The following is a 19,182-nucleotide window of genomic DNA, read 5'->3' on the forward strand; positions in this document are numbered from 1 at the left end:
CATCCGAACACGACAGGGAGCCCGACGATGGAACAGGTCACGGACAAGCCGCTGACAGCCACCGAGATCGCCGCACTGGACGCCTACTGGCGAGCAGCCAACTACTTGTCCGTCGGGCAGATCTACTTGCTCGACAACGCCCTGCTCAGCAAGCCGCTGCGGCCCGAGGACGTCAAACCGCGTCTGCTCGGGCACTGGGGAACCACCCCCGGCCTGAACATGCTCTACGTCCACCTCAACCGGGTGATCCGGCTGCGCGATCTCGACCTGATGTACGTCATCGGTCCCGGTCACGGCGGCCCTGCGATCGCCGCGAACACCTGGCTGGAAGGCAGCTACAGCGAGACCTACCCGGACGTGTCGCGCGACGAGGCCGGGATGAACCGGCTCTTCCGGCAGTTCTCCTTCCCCGGTGGCATTCCCAGCCACGTCGCCCCGGATCTGCCCGGCTCGATCCACGAGGGCGGCGAGCTGGGGTACTCGCTCAGCCATGCCTACGGCGCGGTACTGGACAACCCCGACCTGATCGTCGCCTGTGTGATCGGTGACGGCGAGGCGGAGACCGGACCGCTGGCCGCCTCGTGGCACTCGAACAAGTTCATCGACCCGCGGACCGACGGCGCCGTGCTGCCGATCCTGCATCTCAACGGGTACAAGATCGCCAACCCGACGGTGCTCGCCCGGATCGGCGACGACGAGCTGAACAGCCTGCTCGAGGGATACGGCTACCGGCCGTACCTGGTCTCCGGCGACGACCCCGAGATCGTCCACCAGCAACTGGCGGCCACCCTCGACCGGGCGCTCGACGACATCGCCGACATCCAGTACGAGGCGAAGGCAGAGCCGGACGCCCCGCGTCGCGACTGGCCGATGATCGTACTCCGGACGCCGAAAGGCTGGACCGGTCCGCACGAGGTCGACGGCGTGCTGGTGGAGGGAACGTGGCGAGCTCACCAGGTGCCGCTGGCCGGCGTACGGACGTCTCCGGAACACCTTGCCCAGTTGGAGACCTGGCTGCGCAGCTACCGGCCGGAAGAGCTGTTCGACGACGAGGGCAGGCCGGTTCCCAGGCTGCTCGACCTGGTCCCCGAGGGTGACCGGCGGATGGGGTCCAACCCGCATGCCAACGGCGGTCTGCTGTCACGTGATCTGAAGCTTCCCGACCTGGCGGAGTACGCCGCGGAGGTACCGCACCCTGGTGCCGGCCCACACGAGCCCACCCGCACCCTCGGCCGCTATCTGCGCGACGTGATGCGGGCCAACGAGGACCAGCGCAACTTCCGGGTCTTCGGCCCGGACGAGACCTCGTCGAACCGGCTGGAAGCCCTGTACGAAGTGACCGGCAAGGCGTGGAACGCCGGGGTGCTGCCCACCGACGAGCACCTCGCGGTCGACGGCCGGGTGATGGAGATCCTCAGCGAACACACCTGCCAGGGCTGGCTCGAAGGCTACCTGCTGACCGGCCGGCACGGCTGGTTCTCCTGCTACGAGGCCTTCGTCCACATCGTCGACTCGATGGTCAACCAGCACGCCAAGTGGCTCAAGGTGACCAGGAAGCTGCCGTGGCGCCGGCCGATCCCCTCGCTCAACTACCTGCTCACCTCGCACGTCTGGCGCCAGGACCACAACGGTTTCTCACATCAGGACCCCGGTTTCATCGATCACGTGGTGAACAAGAAGGCCGAGGTCATCCGGGTCTACCTGCCGCCGGACACCAACACCCTGCTGTCGACCGCCAAGCACTGCCTGGCCAGCCACGACTACATCAACGTGATCGTGGCCGGCAAGCAGCCGCAGGAGAGCTGGCTCGACCAGGAGGCGGCCGAGCTGCACTGCGCGCGCGGCCTGGGCGTGTGGCCGTGGGCAAGCAACGACGACGGCGAACCCGACGTGGTGATGGCCTGCGCGGGCGACGTGCCGACGCTGGAGACGCTCGCCGCGGTGACCCTGCTGCGCGAACACCTGCCCGAGCTACGGATCCGGGTCGTCAACGTGGTCGACCTGATGCGGCTCCAGCCGGCCGCCGAGCATCCACATGGGCTGCCCGACCCGGAGTACGACGCGCTCTTCACCACCGACAAGCCGGTCATCTTCGCGTACCACGGCTATCCCTGGCTGATCCACCGGCTCACCTATCGCCGGGCCGGGCACGAGAACCTGCACGTCCGCGGGTACAAGGAAGAAGGCACGACCACGACGCCGTTCGACATGGTGGTCCGCAACGACCTCGACCGCTTCCACCTCGCGATGGACGTGATCGACCGGGTCCCCGGCCTGGCCCAGCACGCGGTCGAGTTCCGCCAGTGGCTGATCGACCAGCGGACCCGTCACCACGCCTACATCCTCGAGCACGGCGACGACCTGCCCGAGATCCGCGACTGGCACTGGCCCGTCCAGGAAGGAACCCCGTCATGACCACCGGTCAGAAGTACGTCCTTGTCGGGTACGACGGTTCGCCCGCGGCCAAGAAGGCCACCCAGTGGGCCGCCGCCGAGGCAGTTCGCCGGCACGCCGAGCTACGACTGGTCCATGTGCTGGGGCTGCCGATGGTGAGCAGCCCGATGGGGTTCGCGGTGCCGATCGAGACCGAGCCACTGCGCGCCGCGGCCAAGCGGCTGCTGCGCGAGGTGGTCGAAGAACTTCATGCTGAGCATCCCGGCCTCACCGTGCGGGTCGGCGCCGAGTTCGGCGGTACCGCGCCCACTCTGTTGCAGGAGGCAACCAATGCCCAGCTGGCGGTGGTCGGCTCGCGGGGTCTCGGCGAGTTCCGCGATCTCGTCTCCGGGTCGGTCTCGGCCCACGTGGCCACGCACGCGACCTGTCCGGTCGTCGTGGTGCCGGCACAGTGGGAACCAGGCGGCCGGGGTGAGGTCGCGGTCGGGATCGACGGCTCGGCCACCTCGACCGCCGCGGTCGACTTCGCCTTCGAGCAGGCGCAGGCCAGGAATCTCCCGCTGACGGCAGTGATGGCCTGGCACGATCCGGTCCGGACGGGACCGGGCGATCTGCTGCCACTCGTCTACGATCTCGACGCGCTCGAACAGGAGAGCGCCGCGGTGCTGGCCGAAGCGGTCGCCGGGCACGCCGAGAAGTATCCCGACGTGACGGTACGCCGCGAACTCGTCCGGGGTCATGCCGACGACGTCCTCATCGACGCCGCCAGGTCGGCGGAGCTGCTGGTCGTCGGCTCCCGGGGACGCGGCGCCTTCCGGGGGCTGCTGCTCGGCTCGACCAGCAGGTCGCTGGTCCACTACGCCCCTTGCCCGGTGGCCGTCGTCCGTTGATGCCGGAAGGCAGGGACGGCCGGGACCTTCGCCCCTGCTGCATCAGCGCCGGCGGGCAGATCGTTGAGGTGAGAGCAAGGAGGCTGGGATGACCGAGGCACGGGTGGTAGCAGGCATCGACGGCTCGCCGATGGCCGAAGCGGCGATCAGATGGGCCGCGACCGAGGCGGCGTCACGTGGTACCGGCCTGTCGCTGGTGCACGCGTTCGTCTGGCCCGAGTTCCCGGTGCCGTTGGGCGGTAACGACCTCGCGCCCGGTCTGCGGGCCGGTGCCGACAAGGTGGTCCGCGAGTCGGTGGAGCTGGCCCGGAAACTCGAGCCCACCATCGAGGTCGAGGGCACCCGCGTCGACGGATTCCCCTCTCCCGTACTGCTGCGCGCCTCCAAGCACGCGGAGGTCGTCGTGATCGGCAGCCGCGGACTCGGTATCGCGCTGGGCGCGCTGGCGGGCTCGACCGGACTCGACCTGGCGGCCAATGCCCATTGCCCGGTCGTCGTCGTCCGGTCCGGCCTGACACCGGCCACCGGCAGCAGGGTCGTCGTCGGGTACGACGGTTCGCCCGCCTCGGCGCTCGCGCTCGACTTCGGTCTCGACTATGCCCGCCGGCACCACCTGCGGCTCCGGGTGGTCGCCGCCCAGCCGTTGCACACCGAACACGACCGCGTCTCCGCCCAGGCGCTGGAAGCCGACGTCAGGTCCCGCGCAGGCGGCCAGGACGCCGAGCTGATCCACATCGACGGCCATCCGGCCGAACAACTGCTGCGAATGGCCGCTGACGCCCAGCTGATCGTGCTCGGCTCGCGCGGCCGTGGCGGGTTCGCCGGCATGCTCCTCGGCTCGGTCAGCCAGACCGTGCTGCACCACGCGGCCTGCCCGGTCGCCGTCATCCCGGCAGGCATGATCGGAGGCTGATCCAGATGACCACCTCGTCCCGCCCGACCCTCCAAACCGACCCGGCCCTGGCCTGGCCCGCCATTCATCGCGGCTTCCTGGCGATCTTCGGCATCGGCGGCCTGGTCCACGTCAGCCTCGGCATCGCCGATCCGGACAGCTACCGGCCGTTCGCGGACGCCGCCCTGTTCGACTGGGTCCGCCGCGGCTGGCTGGACATCTTCATGGCGCACCCGACCCTGTGGGCGCTGGTGCTGGCGGCCGGTGAGTTCGTGATCGCCGGTCTGCTCCTCGCCGCCCGCCGGACCGGCTACGTCGCCGTCGTCGGCTTCCACCTGGCGCTCATGTTGTTCGGCTGGGGCTTCTGGCTGTGGTGCCTGCCCGCCCTGGCGTTCGCCGTACCGGCGACGGTCCACGAGTTCCGTGAGACGAGCAGGCGGGAAACGTCATGAAGCGAGCCGCCGAGCGCATCGTCAAGGTGCCCTGGGTACGCCGGCTGGTGATCGACGCCGGCCGGGCGTCCCGGCGCCGGCATTCCATCCATGGCTTGTTCGAGGTCGACGTGACGGCGGCCCGGAAGGCACTCCGGACCCAGTTGCGGGACACCGGCGAGCAGATGTCCTTCACTGCCTTCGTCGTCAGCTGCGTGGCCCGGGCGGTTGCTGCCGAGCCTGCCGTGCAGGCCTATCGCAACCTTCGCGGCCGCGAGGTGATCTTCAGCCAGGTCGACGTCGGCCTGCCGGTCGAGGTCGAGCTGGACGGCGTCCCGTTCGCGTTCACCCATGTACTCCGCGACGCCGGCCGCCGGAGCGTGCGCGAACTGCACGACGAGATCCGCGCCGTCCATGCGGACCCGAATCGCAGCCCGTCGGTCCGCAAGTCGAACTGGGCTCGTGCCTACCTGCTGCTACCCGCCTTCGTCCGGACCGGGCTGCTCGGCGCCTTGCATCGCTTCCCGCACCGGCAACGGGCAATCGCCGGAACGGTAGGCGTCAGCGCGGTCGGGATGTTCGCCGGTGGCGGCGGCTGGGGCATCGGATTCCAGTTGCACACCCTCGCCGTCGTCGTCGGCGGCATCACCGTCCGCCCGGTCCTGGCCGGCGGCCGCCTGGTCGACCGTGAGTGGCTGCAGCTGACCGTCAGCGTCGACCACGACGTCGTCGACGGCGCTCCGGCCGCGCGGTTCGTCAACCGGTTGCGCGCCCTGCTCAGTGCCGCCGACGCTCTGGAACCGGCGGCCGGAAGGCCGGACCGGTCAGGACTTTCGCCCCTGCAGCAGGGATCGGCGATGGCAGACGGTGGAGCTGACCCCGAGGAGGACGCAACCATGACTGAGGACAGCACCCGGCGAGGCCCGGCGAACGAGAACGTGCCGGTCTCGCGCAGCTCCCGTACCTACGACGGCCTGCTGAAGTACCTGGGCGCGCGGCTGTACGAGGAACGCGAGCACGCGCGCCACGAGGACGAGGAACACGAGGTCAAGGACTCCGGGAACAAAGACTCCGGGAACCGGCCGAAGAAGAGGTGAGGACGATGCTGATCCGGGAGCTGATGACGACTCCGGCGGTGACGGTCGGGCCACGCACCTCGATCGGCACCGCGCTGAAACTGCTCGACGACCGCAAGATCACCTCGCTTCCGGTGGTCGACGCCGGCGGCGGGCTGGCCGGGATCGTCAGCGAGGCCGACCTGGTCCAGGACCAGGACCTGATCGACGACCGGGTTCCGGTCGCGGCCGTCCACACCAGCGGGCGGACCCCCGCCCGGCTGGTGGCCGAGGTGATGACCCACCTGGTGGTCGCCGTCCGGGCCGACGACGAGCTCGAGACCGCGATCGACCTGATGCGCTCGACGATGATGAAGAGCCTGCCCGTGCTGGACGCCGGCAAGGTGGCCGGGATGATCAGCCGCAGCGACGTGATCCACCTGCTGGCCGGGCGTGACCAGCGGATCCAGGCCGAGGTCGAGGAGCTGCTCCGGGTCGAGGCGCCGGACTGGAAGGTCCAGGTCAACGACGGCATCGTCACCGTCACCGGCCCGGCCGACCCGCACGAACGCCGGCTGGCCGAGGTACTGGCCGGCACCGTCCGCGGAGTCGTTGCCATCAGCATCGACCGGCGGCTCAGCGGGACCTGACCGCCACCAGGGATCCGGACCCACGGCTGTGGGCGAGATCGGACAACGCCTGATCGATCCGGTCGAACCCGACAGCCGTGGTCCGCGGCCGCACGGCCACCCGGCCTGCCAGCGCGAAGAGCTCCTCGCCATCGACCCGGGTATTCGCCGTGACGCTGCGCAGGTCGCGTTCCCGGAACAGGTCCCGGTCGTAGTTCAGCGCAGGGACGTCGCTCAGGTGGATCCCGGCCACCGCGACCGTCCCACCCGGCTTGAGCGCCTGCAACGCCAGTGGCACCAGTTCGCCGGCCGGCGCGAACACGATCGCCGAATCCAGCCCCACCGGTGGTACGTCCTGGGCTCCCCCGACGAACGTGACACCCAGCTCGCGCGCCAGCTCCTGGTTCGCCTGCCCACGAGTGAGCACATAGATCTCCGCACCCTGAGCAGCCGCCAGCTGGGCGGTGAGATGAGCGCTGGACCCGAAGCCGTAGATGCCCAGCCGGCCACCTGGCGGCAGATTGGCGCGACTCAGCGCGCGGTACCCGATGATCCCCGCGCACAGCAGCGGAGCCAGCTCCTCGGACGTACACTCCTCCGGCAGCCGGTAGGCGAAGTCCTGCGCGACCACGGCGTACTCGGCGAACCCGCCGTCGGCGTCCCAGCCGGTGTAGGTGGATCGTGGGCAGAGGTTCTCGGCTCCCCGCCGGCAGAACTCGCATTCACCGCAGGTGCCGCGCAGCCAGGCGATGCCGATCCGCTCGGCCAGCGCGAACCGGTCGGCGCCACGACCACGTTCCAGTACCTCGCCGACGATCTGATGACCAGGTACGACACCTGGCCGCCGCGGCTCGAGATCCCCCTCACACAAGTGCAGATCCGTCCGGCACAAGCCGCACGCGAGCACCCGCACCAGCACCTCACCGGCTGCCGGCTCGGGTACGTCCCGCCGCACCAGCCGCAACGGTCCGAGATCGATCGGTCCAGGCCGCCGCACGGCCCAGGCATCCATCTGCTCAGTCATCTTCCGACCATGCCAGACATCACCCCTACTGGTCATCGCCGAGCGACGGTTGAGGCCTTTGGTCCGCGCGGCCGGGGACCGGGGTCCCTGCCCCGGACCGGGTCGCCGCGAGAGGCTCGAAGTGTCCGGAACCGACGGAAGGAGCCGTCATGACCGTCTTGTGGATCGTTCTCGCCGTGATCGTGCTGCTACTGGTGGCATGCGTCCGCGTGGTCACCCAGTACGAGCGTGGAGTGCTGTTCCGGCTGGGGCGGATGAAAGCGGTCCGCGAGCCCGGACTGCGGCTGATCATCCCGCTGGTCGACGTCTTGCGGAAGGTGTCGCTGCGGATCGTCACCCGGCCGATCCAGTCGCAGGGCATCATCACCAAGGACAACGTCAGCGTGGACATCTCCGCGGTGGCGTACTACCAGATCGTCGACGCGGCCAAGTCGGTGCTGGCGATCGAGAACGTGGCGGCCGCGATCGACCAGATCGCCCAGACCACGCTGCGCGGCGTGGTCGGCCGGCACACCCTGGACGAGACGCTGTCGGAGACCGAGGTGATCAACGCGAACATCCGCGAGATCCTCGACCAGACGACGACCGAGTGGGGCGTGCTGGTCACCTTGGTCCAGCTCAAGGACATCCAGCTGCCCGACACGATGAAGCGCGCGATGGCGCGCCAGGCCGAGGCGGAGCGGGAGAAGCGGGCCAAGATCATCGCCGCCGAGGGCGAGGCGATGGCCGCCGCGTCGCTCGGCCAGGCCTCCGACACGATGATGGCCCACCCGCTCGCGCTGCAGCTGCGCAACCTGCAGACGCTGGTGGAGATCGGCGTCGACAAGAACTCGACCGTCGTCTTCCCGGCGCCGCTGATGAGCACGATCGGTGAGCTCGGCACCTTCCTGACCCGCGAGTCCGCTGCCGCCGCCGAACACCCACCGGTTCCGCCGGTGCCGGCGACGGACGGCCGCGAGGCCGCCGCCAATGGCCAGCCCGTTGCCGCCAGCAACTGACACCTCTCCGCCGGCGCCCCGAAGCCCGGGACGCCGGCGGTCGGCGGTGTTGGGGTGGTTGCGCAGTGCGGTCGGGCTGCTGGTGCTGATCGCTGTGGTGGACTACCTGGTGCTGCCCAGGATGGCCGGCACCGAGCAGTCGTTGCGACTGCTGCAGGAGGTCAGGCCGTGGTGGGTGGCCATCGGTATCGCGCTGGAGGCGCTCAGCCTGATCAGCTACTCGATGATCACCCGCAGCGTGATCAGAGACGATCCGCCCCGCTTCAACTGGCTGCTCCGCAGCGATCTGACCGGCTACGGACTCAGCCGGGTGATTCCGGGTGGAGGCGCGACCGCGACCGCCCTGCGCTACCGGCTGCTGGTCTCCGGCGGCGCCAGGCCGGCCGACGTCACGGCCGCGATCGCCGCCCAGGGAATCGGCTGCACGGTCGCGCTCGCGGCGATCTTCTGGGTCACGCTCGTTCCGGCGGTGTTCCTGTACGGTCCGACCGCGGCGTACCTGACCGGCTGGCTGATCGGCGCGCTGCTCGCGATCTGCGGCCTGGTGGCGATCCACGAGCGGTCACGTCTGGCAGCGTCAGCCGCACGGACACTGCAGTTCGTACTGCGCCGCTTCCCGCGCCGCTGGCGGCCGCCCATCCAGGCCGTGGCCACCCAGCTGCACGAGTTGCTGCGGGCACGCGAAGTACGGCGTTCCTTCGCCATCTGGGCAGTCATGAACTGGCTGCTGGACGCGGCCGCCCTGTGGGTCTTCCTCACCGCCTTCGGGTTCGTCATGAGCCCGGTCGCTCTCCTGCTGGCCTACTGCATCGCCAGTCTGCTGGCCGTTCTGCCGATCACTCCTGGCGGGTTGGGTGTGATCGAGGGGGTCCTGATCCCGACACTGATCGGGTTCGGCGTACCGGGCAGCATCGCAGTACTGGGTGTGGTCTCGTGGCGGCTGTTCCAGTTCTGGATGCCGGTACCGGTGGCGGGCTTGTGCTACTTGTCGCTGCGTACTCCGGGCTGGCGCGAAAGAGTCGCCGCCACGCCCAAGCGTGGCGGCGACTGATCGGCGGTCAGTGCTGATCGCCTGGTTCGTGCACGACGGCGACGGGGCACGGGGCGTGGTGCAGCACGCCACGAGCGGTCGAGCCGAGCAGCGCGGCCGCCAGCCGGTTGTGCTTGCGGCCACCGAGCACCAGCAGCTCTGCCTTCGTTTCCTCGGCGGCGGCGATCAGGCCGGCCACCGGGTGGCCCCGGCGGGTCTCGGTCTCGATCGTCAGCTCCGGGTACTTGATCCGCCACTCGTCGGCGATGGCCTGGAGCCGCTGGTCCTTCTCTTCGATCCAGCCGTCGTACTGATCGGTGATCGAGGCCGCGTCCCAGGTGTACATCACGGGAAGGTCCCAGATCCGGACCAGGCGCAGCGGCGCCTTGCGCTCCGCAGCTGCCTTGGCGGCGAACTCCAGAGCCGTGTCGATCGCTTCCTCCTCGTCGACGCCGACCACGATCGGCGCACCGGCGTACTGCGGCTGCCAGCGGTCCGGAACGATCACCACCGGCCCCTCGGCCAAGTGGCTGATCGCCTCGGCCGTGGAGCCGATCAGCAACCGGCTGATGGTGCCCGCGCCGCGCCGGCCGACGACCAGCATCTCCGCGCTACGGGCGGCCTTCACCAGGGCGGCCGCGGGCCGTCCCGTGATGGACCCGGCGCTGTGCCCGGCGGTCTCGTCATGGCCGGCCAGGTAGTCATCGACGTCCGCGACCAGTCGCTTGGTCGCCGTGTCGGCGCCGGGAGTGGCGAAGAACGGGCCGTTCGGCTGCTTCTCCTCCACCACATGGACCGCCTGGACCGGCAGGCCGCGCAGGTGCGCCTCCCGCAGGGCCCAGTCCATCGCCCCGCTCTGCTGCCACGACGCGTCCACACCGACGCAGATGGGTGCTCGGGTTGTCATCTCGTTCACTCCTTCGATCGGCCGGCCCTGATCAGTAGAACGGGCCGGGTACTCGGGCTGTGTCGTCGAAGGCGTAGCTGAGCCGGTTGACCACCCCGACCACGCCGTCGACCTCGCGGATCGCCTGCTCGGCGACCGGGATCATGCTGCGGTGCGGGAGCTGGCCGGTCAGCGTGACGACGCCGTCCACGACCTTGATCTCCACACCGAACGGGTCGTCCCACAACGAGTGCTCGATCGCCTCGCGCCGGACCCGCGCCAGCAGCACCCGGTCGCTGTCCAGGAACGCCCGCAGCAGGTCGGACCGGGTCACGATGCCCGCCATCCACTCGCCGTCCAGGACGACGAGCCGGGTGATCTCGCGGGCCGCCATCAGGCGGGCCGCCTCGGACAGCGTCGACCCGACCTCGATCGTCACCATCGGGCTCGTCATCAGGTCCCGGGCGGTGACCGCGCGGGCCTTACGGCGGGCCAGCCGCTGAGCCGGCGCCAGGCCGCGGTGCCGGGTCTGCGGGTGTTCCTGCTTGTGCAGCAGGTCGGTCTCGGAGACGATCCCGACCAGTCCGACCCCTTCCTGGGTGACCGGGAAGGCGCTCACCTTGTGCTCGGCGAACAGCTCGGCCACGGTCTTGAACGGCGCGTCGGCCGGTACCGTGATCACGTCCCGGGTCATCACGTCGTCGACCGTCAGCGGATGCCTCATCACCACTACCTCCGTTCCACTACTCGCTCGGGTGGGCCGCGAGGATCTCCTTCAGGGAGTCCACGAAGCGCAACGACTCGTCGTACGGGCGCTGCCAGACGTTGCGGCCGAAGATCAGCCCGAGGCCACCGGCCTCCATCGCCTGCCGGGCCTTGAGCAACATCGCCTCGTCGCCGGCCTTCTCGCCGCCGGAGACCAGCACCAGCGTCCGGTTCGCCGACCGGACCACCGCGTCGATGGCCTGCTGGGAGCTGAACTCCGCTTGGTAGGCCGGCTTCACGGCGGTGGTCTTCTCGGGGTGCGGGAAGTTCACCTTCACCACGTCCGCGCCGAGCTCACTGGCCACCCGGGCCGCGTAGTCGACGGCGTAGAAGGAGTCGTTGCCACCCTTCGCCGCGATCGCCGCGCCGCGCGGGTACGCCCAGACGATCAACGGCATCCCGAACCGGTGCGCGTCCTCGCGGACCTTCCGGTACTGCGCGAAGTCGGCCTCCTGGGCCGGCGACCCGACGTACAGGGTGTAGCCGACGGCGCCGGCGCCCAGCCGGACCGCGTCCTCCACGCTCGCGTGCACGGGCGACAGGGCCTCGGCGTCCGGTGGGATGTCGGTCTTGCCGTTCAGCTTGAGGATCAGCGGGATCTGGCCGGCGTAGTCCCAGTAGAACTTCTCCGCCAGGCCGACCTGGATCGCGATCCCGTTGAAGCCGCCGGCCACCGCCAGCTTGACGATGTAGGCCGGGTCCGAGGCCTGCGGGTTGGCGAAGAAGTCGCGCGGGCCGTGTTCCAGGCCCTGGTCGTACGGCAGGAAGAACGCCGTGCCGTTGCCCAGTCCGTGGTCGAACAGGATCCGGTGCAGGCGGGCCAACTTGCCGCTGTTCAGTCCTAGCTCACGCAACGGTGGCCGGGTCTGCATGATGAACACCTCCAGGAGTAACGGGTCAGATGAAGAGCAGCTGGGCGCCCGCGGTCTTCTCGATGAAGTCGGCGGCGCTGATGATCGCCTCGACGTCGTCAGACAGGTCGGACTCGTCGAGCCGCATCATGTCGGCGGACATCCGGCAGGCCCACAGACGACCGCCGGAGGCGACGATCTGCTCGAGGAACTCCGGTACGCCGGGCACGCCCACCTCCTCGATCTGCTTCTTCATCTGGTGGGTGGCCATCGCCGTCATCCCCGGCAGCCCGCCGAGGCCCTGCGGCAGATGCGTCGCGGTGTTGCCGAGCAGGGTGAACTTGAGGTCGTTCATCCGGGACTTGGTGATCATGTCGAAACCCCAGAAGGTGAAGAACAGATGCGTCTCCACGCCCTCGCCCAGGGCCGCGTTGGCCAGGATCAGGCCGGGGTAGGCCATGTCGAGATTGCCTTTGGAGCAGATGATCGCCAGCTTGCGGCCGGTGGTCGTGGCGTCGCCGAAGTCGGGGACGACGGCGGGTCCGGTGGTGGTCATGACAGGTCCTCTCACACGCAACCGCGAGGCTTCGGCAGGCCGGCGACGTAGGCCATCTTCTTGGCCGGTTTGCCGGGGAACAGGGCGAACAGCCGCTTGATCGGGATCCCGGCCAGGACCGAGACCCGGCGCAGCGTCGCGGTCTCGCCGTGGGCCGGGTAGTCGGCCCGCAGGAAGCTGATCGCCTTCCAGTGCTCGTCGGTCAGCTCGATCCCGATCCCGGCCGCGAGGCGCTCGGCCAGTTCTTCGTTCCATTCGCCGTACTCGGTCAGGAATCCCTCGGCGTCGACATGAACCTCGGCCGGCCCGACGGTGACGACAGGCATGATCAGTTCTCCTTGTCCGGTTGGTGTTTGCCACGCATTGACATCCGGGTGGGGACCGGCAGCCGGCGGCCGGGCAGCAGCAGGTGCCAGTAGATCCAGCGGAAGGCGAGCTTGCCCCAGTGGTTGCGGGAGGTCTCCCGCAGCAGGCTGAGCGGACCGAAGACCTGCAGCGGATACGTGCCGGGCAACGGTTCGGTGTCGTAGTTGAAATCGATCAGCAGGCCCTTGCCATCGCCGGAGTCGACGAAGCAGTTGGCGTGCCCGTCGAAGCTGCCGGTCATCGGCCGGCCCTCGGCGTACTCGCGGAAGTTGGCCGCGAACACCTCGGCCGAGAAGTGCGCCACCGACCCCGCCTTCGAGATGGGCAGGTCGTTGGCGTCGCCGAGCACGAAGATGTCCGGGTGGGCGGTGGACTGGAAGGTGTGCCGGTCCACTGGGATGTAGTTCAGCTCGTCGCCGAGACCGGACCGGGCGACGTAGTCCGCGCCCTTGTTCAGCGGTACCGTCACCAGCAGGTCGAAGGGGATCTCGCGCTCGTCGTAGGAGATCAGCACCTTGTTGTCCGGGTCGATCCGCTCGACCAGGAAGTCCGCCTCGACGGCGATCTTGCGCTCGTCGAGCATGCCGCCCAGCCGGGCCGAGGCGATCGGCTTGGTGAACGCGCCGGGCAACGGCGTCACGTAGACGAGCTCCACCCGGTCCCGCATCCCGTGCGCCCGGAACCAGGCCTCGGCCAGGAACGCGAACTCCAGCGGGGCGACCGGGCACTTGATCGGCTGGTCGACGATGTGCACGACGAACCGGCCGCCGGTGAACCGCGGCAGCGCCTCGGCCAGCGCGGCCGAGCCCTCCGGGGTGTAGAAGTCGAAGATGCTCTCGCGCCACTGGGATCCGAGCATGCCGGGGGTCTCGTCCGGCCGCGGACTGGTGCCGGTGGCAACGATCAGGTAGTCGTAGGCGAGCACCCGGCCGTCGGCCAGCCGGACCGTCTTCGCGTCGGCGTCGACGCGATCGATCTCACCGGTCAGAAAACAGATCCCGCGCCGCAGGTACCGCCGGCGTGACCTGGTCAGTTGCCCGGTCCGGTACTTGCCGAACGGCAGGAACAGCAGGCCTGGTTGATAGATGTGGTCGTCGTCGCGATCCACCACGGTGATCTGCCACTCGCGCAGCGGCAGCTCCCGGCGCAGCTTGTTCGCGGTCATCGTGCCGGCGGTGCCGGCTCCCAGGACGAGCAGACGCTTCATCGACAGGTCCTTTCTCCTCACTTCGAAGCTATGACTGTTGGCCGGCCGGGGTCAGGGCCGTTCGGCCCGACTCGGCCGGGCGGAAGGCCTCCGGTGGTTGGCCGGGTGTGCCGGCGTCTCGTACCGTCGGCTCTGACAGCGATCACCGAACGGGAGGCCTGCCGATGGCGCACGGGAAGGGCAAGAAGCCGCAGCGGATGCCCAAGCAGGTCTACGAGCAGGAACTGCTGCGGTTGCAGGCCGAACTGGTCAAGCTGCAGGAGTGGGTCCGCGTCGAGGGCGCCCGGGTGGTGGTGATCTTCGAAGGACGCGACGCGGCCGGCAAGGGCAGCACGATCAAGCGGGTCACGGAGTACCTCAATCCCCGCGTCGCCCGGATCACCGCGCTACCGGCTCCGACCGAGCGGCAGCGTACGGAGTGGTACTTCCAGCGCTACATCGAGCACCTGCCCGCCGCCGGCGAGCTCGTCCTGTTCGACCGCAGCTGGTACAACCGGGCCGGCGTCGAACGGGTGATGGGCTTTTGCACGAGCAAGGAGTACACCCGCTTCCTGCACCAGTGCCCGATCTTCGAGCGGCTCCTGGTCGAGGACGGCATCCTGCTGCACAAGTACTGGTTCTCGGTCAGTGACAACGAGCAGGAGAACCGCTTCCGCAGCCGGCTCGAGGACCCGATGCGCCGATGGAAGCTGTCCCCGATGGACCTGGAATCGATCTCCCGCTGGGAGGACTACTCCCGCGCCAAGGACGAGATGTTCGTGCACACCGACATCCCCGAAGCCCCGTGGTACGTGGTCGAGAGCGAGGACAAGCGGTCGGCGCGGATCAACATGATCGCCCACCTGCTCTCGACCATCCCGTACTACGAGGTGCAACGCCCCCCACTGGAGCTACCCCCGCGGCCTCCGTCCAAAGGCTACGAACGGACGCCGCGGGAGATGCAGACCCAGGTCCCGGACCACGCCGCGACCCTGGCCGGCCACTGACCCGTCAGATGGCCGCCGCTGTGAGGGTGTCGCGGGGCAGCCCGCCGTCCTGGTCGGCCTCGGCGTCGGCGACGTTGCCCTTCACCGCGAAGAAGCTGTCCGGCGTGACCGAGATCGAGTCGATCCCGGTCTGCACCAGGAAGCCGGCGAAGCCGGGGTCGTCGCTGGGCCGCTGACCGCACAGCCCGACCTTGCGGCCGGCCCGGTGCGCGGTGTCGACCAGATGCTGGATGCTGCGCGAGACCGCCGGGTTGCGCTCGTCGAACAGCGGCGCGAGCGTCTCGGAGTCCCGGTCGACCCCCAGGGTCAGCTGGGTCAGATCGTTGCTGCCGATCGAGAACCCGTCGAACTGCTCGGCGAACTCGTCGGCCAGGATGATGTTCGAGGGGATCTCGGCCATCACGTAGACCTCGAGCCCGTTCAGCCCGCGCTCCAGGCCTTCCTCCCGCATCACGGTGAGCACCCGGTGGGCCTCGGCCGTGGTCCGGCAGAACGGGATCATCACCACGACGTTGGTCAGGCCCATCGTGTCGCGCACCTTGCGCAGCGCCCGGCACTCCAGCGCGAAGCCGTCGCGGTAGCCCTCGCTGTAGTACCGGCTCGCGCCCCGCCAGCCGATCATCGGGTTCTCCTCGACCGGTTCGAACCGGCGGCCGCCGACCAGGCGCGCGTACTCGTTGGTCTTGAAGTCGCTCATCCGGACGATCACCGGGGCCGGCCAGCGCGAGGCCGCGATCCGGGCGACGCCGTGCGCGAGGGTGTCGATGAAGAAGTCCTCGCGGTTGGCGTAGCCCTGCGTGTACTGCGAGACCTCGGCCTGCTCGTCGGCGTCCAGCTCGTCGAACCGCACCAGCGCCATCGGGTGGACCTTGACGTGGTTGCTGACCACGAACTCGATCCGGGTCAGCCCGACGCCGTCGGCGGGCAGCCGCCACCAGCGGAAGGCCGCGGCCGGGTCGGCGAGGTTGAGCAGCACCTTCGTCCGGGTCTGCGGCACGTCGGCCAGGTCGAGCTCCTTCACCTCGTAGTCGAGCTTGCCGTCGTACACCCGGCCGTGCTCACCCTCGGCACACGACACCGTCACCTGGCGCCCGTCGGTCAGCACCGACGTCGCGTTGCCGGTGCCGACGATCGCCGGCAGGCCGAGCTCACGGCTGACGATCGCCGCGTGCGAGGTCCGGCCACCGTGGTCGGTGACGATCGCCGCCGCGCGCTTCATGATCGGCTCCCAGTCCGGGTCGGTGATCTTGGTGACCAGCACCGCGCCGTCCACGAACTTGCCGATCTCGGCCGCGGACTCCAGCCGGCACACCACGCCGTCGGCGATCGCGTCACCGACGGAGAGGCCGTGCACCAGTTCGGTACCGGGCTCGAGCAGCCGGTACGACCGCAGGGTCGCCGCCTCCCGGCGGGCCTGGACGGTCTCCGGCCGCGCCTGCACCAGGTACAGGTCGCCGGTCTCGCCGTCCTTGGCCCACTCCAGGTCCATCGGCCGGCCGTAGTGCCGTTCGACGATCGCCGCCCACCGCGCGAGCTGCAGGATGTCGTCGTCGGCCAGCACGAACGCGGTCTGCTCGTCCGGAGTCGTGGCGACGGTCCGTACTCCGCTGTGCGTGGTGATGTTGTCGGAGTAAACCGTCTTCATCTCCTTGGCGCCGCGCGTCTTCGAGATGATCGGACGGAGCTCGGCGCGGTCCAGGAACGGCTTGAAGACCACGTACTCGTCGGGGTCGACCTGCCCGCTCACCACCGACTCCCCCAGCCCCCATGCGGCGCTGATCAGAGTCACCGCCGGGAACCCGGTCTCGGTGTCGAGCGTGAACATGACGCCGGCCGAGCCGATGTCGGAGCGGACCATCCGCTGGACGCCGACCGACAACGCCACCGACAGGTGGTCGTAGCCGCGCTCCTCGCGGTAGCTGATCGCCCGGTCGGTGAACAGCGACGCGTAGCAGCGCTTGCAGGCCGACAGCAGCGACTCGATCCCGTTGACGTTCAGGAACGTCTCCTGCTGGCCGGCGAAGCTCGCCTCCGGCAGGTCCTCGGCAGTGGCGCTGCTGCGGACGGCGACGGTGCCGCCGAGCTTCTCGTAGGCGATCGCGATCTCGTCGACCAGGTGCGGTGGCAGCTCGGCGTCGAAGAACGCGGTCCGGATCGCGGCGCCCACGGAGACCAGGTCGGCTCCGTGCCGCAGCCGCCGGATCTGCGCCGCGATGAACGGGCGCAGCCGGGCCGCCTCGACGAACTCCCAGTACGAGGCAGAGGTCAGCGCGAAGCCGTCCGGAACCCTGATGCCCTCGGCACCTAGTTCGCGCAGCATCACGCTCAGGGACGCGTTCTTGCCGCCGACGGCGGCCAGGTCGGTCCCGGTCGGATCGGTCAGCCAGGCGATTCTCGCTTTGTCGCTCATCACAACATTCCTTCCTCGGTCGACCGCGGTCACAGCGACCGGGCGACCAGCTCGGTCAGGTCGAGCAGGCGGCTGGTGTAACCCCACTCGTTGTCGTACCAGCCGAAGACCTTGACGATGGCGCCGTTGGCCTGGGTCAGCGGCGCGTCGAAGATGCAGGAGGAGGGGTCGCCGATGATGTCGTGCGACACGATCGGGTCCTCGTTGTAGCGCAGCAGATCCTTCAGCGGGCCCGCGGCCGCGTCGGCGAAGGCCTGGTTGACCTGCTCGACCGTCACCGGCGCGGAGAGCTCCACCACCAGGTCGGTGAGCGATCCGTCCTCGACCGGCACCCGGACGGCCACGCCGTCGATCTTGCCGGCCAGTTCGGGGATCACCTGGCCGACCGCCTTGGCCGCGCCGGTGCTGGTCGGGATCATGTTGACGGCCCCCGACCGGCCGCGCCGCAGGTCCTTGTGCGGCGAGTCCAGGATCACCTGGTCGTTGGTGTAGCTGTGGATCGTGGTCATCAGGCCGTGCTTGATCCCGAACGCCTGGTGCAGCACCGAGACCATCGGCGCGACGCAGTTCGTCGTGCAGGAGGCGTTCGAGATGATGTCGTGGGCGGCGGGGTCGTAGGTCTGGTCGTTCACACCCAGCACGATCGTCGCGTCGACGCCCTTGCCCGGCGAGGACAGCAGCACCTTGCGGGCGCCACCGGCCAGGTGGACGGCCGCGGCCTCCCGGGTGCGGAACCGGCCGGTCGACTCGATCACGATGTCGACGCCTGCGGCCCGCCAGTCCAGCGCGGCGGGGTCGCGCTCGGCGGTGACCTTGATGGTCTGGTCGCCGATCGTGATCGTGTCGTCGGTGTGACCCACGCGCTCGCGCAGCGGGCCGTACGTCGAGTCGTACTGCAGCAGGTTCGCCAGTGTCGCGGTACCGGTGATGTCGTTGATCGCCACCACTTCGATCGCGTCGGTCCCACGCTCCAGCGCACCGCGCAGGAAGTCGCGCCCGATCCGGCCGAACCCGTTGATCCCTACCTTGACCGTCATCTCTGTTGTCTCCTCGGTTGGCTGTCGTTCGTTCTCATTCGAGAACGGCCCCGACCGGCTGGTCAGGGCCGAAGGTCCTCGGGTGGGCGGGCTTCAGGACTGCGACTTCTTCCAGCGCGGCGCGATCTCGGCCCACTCGCGCTCCCAGGCGCGGGCCCGCCGCCGGTCGAGCGGCAACCGCAGCAGGCGGAACGCCACCCAGAGCAGTGGCCAGCCGACCATCACCATCACCAGGCCCGCACCCGCCCCGAGCGCCTGGCTGTCGGCCGGCTGCCGCGGAGCCGGCACGACGGCGCCGGTCCGGTCCAGCCAGACGGTCACCGTGCTACCGGCCTTGGAGCCGATCACGACGTTCGCCCAGGCCTCGTGCGGGAAGCCGTACTCGTCGTCCCAGCCGACTCGTACCCGGGTGGCGAGTTGGCCAGGTGCCGCCGGGACGGCGACTGCGGTGTCCTCCAGCGTGTGGGCCTGGACGGAGGTCAGCTCGGCGCGACGCTGGGCGGCCGTCTGTTCGAAGCTGTGGGCGATCGAGGTGCCCACGGCCGCCGCGACCGGAACCAGCAGCAGGCCGGCGAACATCACGGCGAGGAGCAGGAAGGACTCCGCCCGGTCGCTGGCCCGTCGCAGGCGATTGTGGCCGAGGCCGAAGCGCCGCAGGAACATCACGGCCCGCAGCTCGGTCGGGTGGTGCTGGGTGGTGCTCATCTCTCGGCCTCCTCGGTCGGCGACGGATCTGGATCTCCTGCCGAACGACAGTGCCGGTACGCGACCACGG

19 protein-coding genes are annotated in these 19,182 nt (G+C 69.4%); 9 read left to right on the plus strand and 10 right to left on the minus strand.

Annotated elements, in window-relative coordinates; genetic code table 11:
* Positions 1 to 27: 27 nt before the first annotated feature.
* The 6 genes from ABD116_RS04325 (at position 28) to ABD116_RS04350 (ending at position 6,312) form a co-directional block, all read left to right on the plus strand.
* Entirely contained in the window at positions 28 to 2,415 is a 2,388-nt protein-coding gene (locus ABD116_RS04325) for a phosphoketolase family protein (protein WP_343965017.1), read from the plus strand.
* A complete protein-coding gene (locus tag ABD116_RS04330; protein WP_343965019.1) occupies positions 2,412 to 3,284 on the plus strand; it encodes a universal stress protein in 873 nt (290 codons plus the stop codon). Before ABD116_RS04325 ends, ABD116_RS04330 begins: the two co-directional genes overlap by 4 nt.
* Positions 3,285 to 3,372: 88 nt before the next feature.
* Positions 3,373 to 4,197, plus strand: a complete 825-nt coding sequence (locus tag ABD116_RS04335) for a universal stress protein (protein ID WP_343965021.1) — start codon at positions 3,373 to 3,375, stop codon at positions 4,195 to 4,197.
* Positions 4,198 to 4,202: 5 nt separating this feature from the next.
* Positions 4,203 to 4,628: a hypothetical protein gene (locus ABD116_RS04340; RefSeq protein WP_343965023.1), complete on the plus strand. Its 426-nt coding sequence runs from the start codon at positions 4,203 to 4,205 to the stop codon at positions 4,626 to 4,628.
* Entirely contained in the window at positions 4,625 to 5,704 is a 1,080-nt protein-coding gene (locus ABD116_RS04345) for a 2-oxo acid dehydrogenase subunit E2 (protein ID WP_343965025.1), read from the plus strand. Before ABD116_RS04340 ends, ABD116_RS04345 begins: the two co-directional genes overlap by 4 nt.
* Positions 5,705 to 5,709: 5 nt before the next feature.
* Positions 5,710 to 6,312: a CBS domain-containing protein gene (locus ABD116_RS04350; RefSeq protein ID WP_343965027.1), complete on the plus strand. Its 603-nt coding sequence runs from the start codon at positions 5,710 to 5,712 to the stop codon at positions 6,310 to 6,312.
* Here ABD116_RS04350 and ABD116_RS04355 read toward each other — a convergent pair.
* Positions 6,299 to 7,315 carry a zinc-dependent alcohol dehydrogenase family protein gene (locus ABD116_RS04355; RefSeq protein ID WP_343965029.1) on the minus strand — a complete coding sequence of 339 codons (1,017 nt, stop codon included), beginning with the start codon at positions 7,313 to 7,315 and terminating at the stop codon, positions 6,299 to 6,301. The genes ABD116_RS04350 and ABD116_RS04355 overlap by 14 nt on opposite strands.
* A 149-nt stretch (positions 7,316 to 7,464) precedes the next feature.
* Between ABD116_RS04355 and ABD116_RS04360 the strand changes: the two genes are divergently transcribed.
* Together ABD116_RS04360 and ABD116_RS04365 are read left to right on the plus strand one after the other, a co-directional pair.
* Entirely contained in the window at positions 7,465 to 8,313 is an 849-nt protein-coding gene (locus ABD116_RS04360; RefSeq protein WP_343965031.1) for a slipin family protein, read from the plus strand.
* 58 nt (positions 8,314 to 8,371) lie between these two features.
* Positions 8,372 to 9,364 (plus strand): lysylphosphatidylglycerol synthase transmembrane domain-containing protein, encoded by a 993-nt coding sequence (locus ABD116_RS04365; protein WP_343965033.1) that lies wholly within the window; start codon positions 8,372 to 8,374, stop codon positions 9,362 to 9,364.
* A 7-nt stretch (positions 9,365 to 9,371) separates the two neighbouring features.
* Here the strand turns inward: ABD116_RS04365 and ABD116_RS04370 are convergent, their stop codons facing one another.
* Genes ABD116_RS04370 through sqr form a run of 6 tightly spaced genes read right to left on the minus strand, consistent with a single transcriptional unit; the run spans position 9,372 to position 13,974 of the window.
* Entirely contained in the window at positions 9,372 to 10,250 is an 879-nt protein-coding gene (locus ABD116_RS04370; RefSeq protein ID WP_343965035.1) for a universal stress protein, read from the minus strand.
* Positions 10,251 to 10,281: 31 nt separating this feature from the next.
* The gene (locus tag ABD116_RS04375) at positions 10,282 to 10,953 is read right to left on the minus strand and encodes a CBS domain-containing protein (RefSeq protein ID WP_343965036.1); all 672 of its coding nucleotides are present in this window, start codon (positions 10,951 to 10,953) and stop codon (positions 10,282 to 10,284) included.
* 19 nt (positions 10,954 to 10,972) lie between these two features.
* The gene (locus tag ABD116_RS04380) at positions 10,973 to 11,866 is read right to left on the minus strand and encodes a class I fructose-bisphosphate aldolase (RefSeq protein ID WP_343965038.1); all 894 of its coding nucleotides are present in this window, start codon (positions 11,864 to 11,866) and stop codon (positions 10,973 to 10,975) included.
* A 25-nt stretch (positions 11,867 to 11,891) separates the two neighbouring features.
* A complete protein-coding gene (locus ABD116_RS04385; protein ID WP_343965040.1) occupies positions 11,892 to 12,401 on the minus strand; it encodes a DsrE/DsrF/DrsH-like family protein in 510 nt (169 codons plus the stop codon).
* Between the two features lie 11 nt (positions 12,402 to 12,412).
* Entirely contained in the window at positions 12,413 to 12,727 is a 315-nt protein-coding gene (locus ABD116_RS04390; RefSeq protein WP_343965042.1) for a TusE/DsrC/DsvC family sulfur relay protein, read from the minus strand.
* Positions 12,728 to 12,729: 2 nt separating this feature from the next.
* Positions 12,730 to 13,974, minus strand: a complete 1,245-nt coding sequence (gene sqr / locus ABD116_RS04395) for a type III sulfide quinone reductase, selenoprotein subtype (protein WP_343965044.1) — start codon at positions 13,972 to 13,974, stop codon at positions 12,730 to 12,732.
* A 164-nt stretch (positions 13,975 to 14,138) separates the two neighbouring features.
* Here sqr and ppk2 point away from each other — a divergent pair, with 164 nt between their 5' ends.
* Positions 14,139 to 14,960 (plus strand): polyphosphate kinase 2, encoded by an 822-nt coding sequence (gene ppk2, locus ABD116_RS04400; protein ID WP_343965046.1) that lies wholly within the window; start codon positions 14,139 to 14,141, stop codon positions 14,958 to 14,960.
* Positions 14,961 to 14,964: 4 nt separating this feature from the next.
* On the opposite strand, the gene ppsA is transcribed toward ppk2, so the two are convergent.
* The 3 genes from ppsA to ABD116_RS04415 all read right to left on the minus strand — a co-directional run bounded on the left by ppsA (position 14,965) and on the right by ABD116_RS04415 (position 19,112).
* A complete protein-coding gene (ppsA, locus tag ABD116_RS04405; protein ID WP_343965048.1) occupies positions 14,965 to 17,370 on the minus strand; it encodes a phosphoenolpyruvate synthase in 2,406 nt (801 codons plus the stop codon).
* Between the two features lie 29 nt (positions 17,371 to 17,399).
* The gene (gene gap / locus ABD116_RS04410; protein WP_343965050.1) at positions 17,400 to 18,407 is read right to left on the minus strand and encodes a type I glyceraldehyde-3-phosphate dehydrogenase; all 1,008 of its coding nucleotides are present in this window, start codon (positions 18,405 to 18,407) and stop codon (positions 17,400 to 17,402) included.
* A gap of 93 nt (positions 18,408 to 18,500) precedes the next feature.
* Positions 18,501 to 19,112, minus strand: a complete 612-nt coding sequence (locus tag ABD116_RS04415) for an Rv1733c family protein (RefSeq protein ID WP_343965052.1) — start codon at positions 19,110 to 19,112, stop codon at positions 18,501 to 18,503.
* Positions 19,113 to 19,182 lie beyond the last annotated feature (70 nt).

This window comes from Kribbella koreensis, from assembly GCF_039525325.1.
GTDB lineage: Bacteria > Actinomycetota > Actinomycetes > Propionibacteriales > Kribbellaceae > Kribbella > Kribbella koreensis.